Genomic DNA, 4,231 nt, shown 5'->3' with positions numbered 1-4,231 from the left:
ACGCCCGCCTCCGGCGGTCCCACACCGGCACATTCGCCCGACGCAACGCCCCCGGCTGCGGAGCCCGGCCCGCGCCCAGCGCACTGTCGAGTTCCGCGGTCGAGGCCACGTCGATCCCCACCCCGGCCGCCGCCGCGGTCACCACGAACGCCCGCGACTGATTCACCTTGTGCGCGTAGCAGATGCGGAATCCCGGCACCCGCGCCGCCAGCACGGCCCGCAACCCCTCCAGGTTCTCCGCGAACACCTGCGGGAACACCAGATGCGCCGGGGATCCGAACTCGGCCATAGCCGCTTCGACCGCGCCCGGCGCCGCCAGGAACGCCCGCACCAGCGCATGCATCTTCGCCGGAAGCCCCGGCGGCGCGGCAGCCGTCATACCGCGGTTTCGCTGGCCGCCGCCGCGGGCGTGACCAGGGTCGGATTGTAGCCGCCGTCGCGCAACGCCTCGAAGGCGCGATGGCGGTTGCGGGGACTGCGGAAATCGGCGATCACCCGTTTGCTGACCAGATCGACCTCGGTGACGTCGATGCTCATCGACTCCAGCACCCCGGTGATGGTGCGCACGCAATGCTTGCACGTCATGTCGGGCACGTAGAACACCCGATCCTCGGTGCCGAGTTCGGCGGTCTCCGAACCGGTCTCGGCCGCCACCTCCGCGACGGTGACCCGCTCCACGATCCGGGTGAACAGGTCGGTGAACTTGTCGATGACCAGCGGCAGGATGCTGTAGTGCGCGCCGTCGAGCTGATGCGGCATGGCCGCCAGGCACGCCGGGCGGGTGCCCGGCGGCAGCAGCGCGTACTGCCGCGAGATCAGATCCAGGTCGTCGTGATACTTGGCGATCGCCTCGGGCACGCTCAAACCCTCGACATGGGTGGCGCGGCGCATGACCCGGTGCGCGTCCTCGATGGTCATATCCTTCATGGCGCGCAGGGTCGCGACCGTCTCGGCCGAATACCGCACGGTCCCATCGGGTTGGGTGGCCAGCGTGACCGCGATCATGCCGCGCCGGTAACTCGAGGCCTGCAACTCCCAGAACCAGCGGGTGGCCACCGCCGAATAGATGCCCGAATCCTTCATCCCGACCGCGAATTCCGCCGGACTGCGATACGGCGTCCACCGCGCCAGCAGCGCGTGCTGAGCCAGCGCGCGACCCGCCGCCTCGATGCCGACCTTGAAGATCTCGAACGGCTCGTGATCGGTGGTGGTGCCCTCGAGCACCGCCTCCTCACGCGGGGTCAGCTCCGACATGCGCTGCGCCAGCGCGGTATCGGCCTGCAACGCGTGCCACAGCGTCAGCACCGTCTCGCGCATGGCGATCGGCATGATCGGGCCCAGCCCGCCGCTGCGGAAATGACCGGTATTGGGGATGCCGTCGCTGTCGGTCCAGGCGATGCGATGGGTGGCGCTGGTGACCTGATCGGCACGACAGGGCCGCATGAACCGCTCCAGATACAGCCGCTGCGACAGATTCAGGTGCGAGCCCGGCTCCGGTTGCAGTGCCGCGCACGTGTATTCGATGCGCCGCGGCGGCGGCAGCACCGGCGGCGCACCCAGCCCGGGGCGGGCCAGCACGGCCAGCACCCGGGACGCGGCGCGCCGGTCGTAGCGGGGTTCGGGACCGGTGGTTGTCAAGAGACCTCCTCGGCAATCGTGGCGACACACTCGGTGAACCGGTCGATCTCGTCGAAGGTGGTGTAGAGGTGGGTCGACACCCGCACCGAATCCTCATCGGCGAGCGTCTCGTTCGGCAGGTGCGCCGCGGGCACGCAGTGCGCGCCGGTGCGGACCAGAAACCCCAGCTCGCTCAGCACGAAACCCAGATCGGTGGCGCTGATCCCCGCCAGCGTGAACGACACGATCCCGTAGCCGGTCTCGCACGGCGCGTAGGCGGGTCCGGGCAGGAACTCCAGCCCCGTGATCGGGCGCAGCCCCGCGATGAGCCGCTGCGTCAACGCCCGATTGTGCGCGGTGATGGCGTCGACACCCACCTCATGCAGCACCTCGAGAGCCGCGCCGAGGGCGAGCATGCCGGGGATATTGTGGGTGCCGCCCTCCAACAGTTGCGGCATCGGCCCCGCCACCAGCCCCGAATCATCCAGTGCCACCGCCGAATTCCCGCCGGGCAGGAACGGGGCGAGCTCACCGTGACGCCGCCGGCGGCAGTATAGCACCCCGGTGCCGGGCGCCCCGAACATCTTGTGCGCGGAGAACACCGCGAAATCCGCGCCCAACTCCTCGACATCGACGCGCAGATGCCCGCCGGACTGGCTGCAATCGAAACACAACGCGATCGCCGGATCGATCCGCCCGCGCAACTCCTCGAGGGTATTGAGCGCCCCGAACACGTGATGCAGATGGCTCACGGTGATCAATCGGGTCCGCGCGGTGACGCGCGCGGCGATATCGTCGGTATCGGCCTCACCCAGCGCCGTCACCCGATACGGCACCAGGGTGATGCTGCGCCCGAACCGCGTCAGCAGCTGCCGCAACTGCAGCCACGGATACACATTCGACGCGTGATCGCGTGGGCTGTACAGGATTTCGTCACCGTCGGCAAGATTCGTCAGCGCCCACGACAGTGCCACCGCGTTCAACCCGGCCGTCGCCCCGCCGGTGAACACCACTTCATCCGGTGCGGCCCCGATGAATTCGGCCATCGCCGCGCGCACCTCCTCGATGCGGCGAGTCAGGTTCGACGCCCACGGATACGTGCCGCGCCCTGCATTGGCGGTGCGCGCGCTGTGGTACTCGTGCACCGCGCTGATCACCGGCAGTGGTTTCTGGGTGGTGGACGCCGAATCCAGGTACACCTCCGAGGCGCCGTCCAATGCGGGAAACAGCGTGCGCGCGGCCGCGGACATCGGTATGTGGGTGGTTGCCTCGGCAGCATCGGACAGCGCGGCGGCACCTGTCGGCAAGGCAGCGCTACCCGCCACGGGCTCAGCGCCATCCGACACAGATACGACGCCGCTCGACGCTGAGATGGGGCTACTCGACCCTGACACCGTATCGACCGTCGCGGGTGGGGCGTCGGTGGACGCCGGTGCAGCGGCCGATGACGCTGGTGCGGAGGCGCGCACCGGTGCCTCCCTCCGAAGAGTTCGCGCTGGACCTCACCAACGATACGCACAAATACCGCGACCCTCGAAGGTTCTCGCGGGCAACCGCTTTCGTCGGTACGCCTTCGTTACCGGTGAGCGAACGGCAGGCGCGGCCGCACCCGCCTCACCCGGGTCAGCGGAACCGATCGGGATTCAGCCCGGTGCGCATCGCCGACCGCAGGTTGTCCAACGTCGTGCGAAACGGCTCGTGGACAGCCACCCATTCCGGCGATCCGACACCCGGATTGCCGACGGTCACCGCGGTCGTGGTGAGAATCAGGCGCATCGCGTTCAACGCGTCGTACGCCGCTTCCGCCGCTTCGCTGACTTCCCGCGGGGCGACGAGTTCGAGCTCGAACCGCGCCGCGACCAACTGATGAGCGCGAAACGCGGCGGTGGCGTCCGCGGACGCCACGGGAGTCAACTGACTCATGGCCAGCGCCTGCACGGCACTGTCGGTCTTGATCAGCGCTTCGAGATACTTCGCATACACGCCACGCTGTGCGTCCTGGAATCGCTGCGAGCGTTCGCGACGAGCCCGGATCGCATCCACCAGCAAGGTGGTTCCCGCGCCGACCGCCGCACCACTGAGCGTCCCGACCACCGCAACCCACTCCATCGCCACACCGCAGACGGTATCGGAGACCGTCGAGCGCAACACGCCGAAAAGCAGGGATGTGCAACAAGATTGGAATCAGTCGGCACGGTGTCGCGTTCCGGCCAGCGGCGGGAACGATCAGCGTTCGGGGCCGCCCGGGTTGCACATGGCGGCGACGGTGGCGTCGTAGCCGACGGCGGGACGCCAGGGTTCGATGTTCCAGCTCGGTTTGTCGGGGGCGACCACGCGCGCCCATTCCCAGTGGCAGCGGAATTGGTCGTACATGCCGGGGGTGTCGGCGTCGGGGGCGGCGGTGAGCACCTCTTGCCAAGCGCGGCCGAGAGCGGCGGGGAACTTGTCGGTGCGCCCGGCCTGGGTCGGGTAGATGTGCAGGCGGCGGCCGTCGAGGTCGTCGGTCCACTCGGTGTGGTCGATCAGCGATTGGTCCGGGTACGGGTCTGCCGTCGCTGACGAGCCTGTTCGCCGGTTCCTCGGCCATCGATCTGGACGGTGCGATCGCGCTCGC

The 4,231-nt window shown here is 68.8% G+C and carries 4 protein-coding genes and 1 pseudogene; all 5 read right to left on the bottom strand.

Annotation, left to right across the window (positions count from 1 at the left end):
• A pseudogene (locus ACWELQ_RS39750) lies at positions 1–379 on the bottom strand (hypothetical protein); the annotation flags it as partial.
• On the bottom strand, positions 376–1,638 hold the full coding sequence (locus ACWELQ_RS39745; protein ID WP_452402163.1) for a heavy-metal-associated domain-containing protein: 1,263 nt from the start codon (positions 1,636–1,638) through the stop codon (positions 376–378). The pseudogene ACWELQ_RS39750 and the gene ACWELQ_RS39745, both read right to left, overlap by 4 nt.
• Positions 1,635–2,867: an aminotransferase class V-fold PLP-dependent enzyme gene (locus ACWELQ_RS39740; protein ID WP_452402162.1), complete on the bottom strand. Its 1,233-nt coding sequence runs from the start codon at positions 2,865–2,867 to the stop codon at positions 1,635–1,637. Before ACWELQ_RS39740 ends, ACWELQ_RS39745 begins: the two co-directional genes overlap by 4 nt.
• A gap of 373 nt (positions 2,868–3,240) precedes the next feature.
• On the bottom strand, positions 3,241–3,732 hold the full coding sequence (locus tag ACWELQ_RS39735; protein ID WP_452402161.1) for a hypothetical protein: 492 nt from the start codon (positions 3,730–3,732) through the stop codon (positions 3,241–3,243).
• A 111-nt stretch (positions 3,733–3,843) separates the two neighbouring features.
• Positions 3,844–4,231: DUF2599 domain-containing protein (locus tag ACWELQ_RS39730; protein WP_452402160.1), on the bottom strand; the 388-nt coding region annotated here is incomplete at its 5' end.

This window comes from Nocardia sp. NPDC004722 (genome assembly GCF_053601505.1).
The sequence above is the reverse complement of the archived record's forward strand: the minus strand, read 5'-3'. Positions and strand labels throughout refer to the sequence as shown.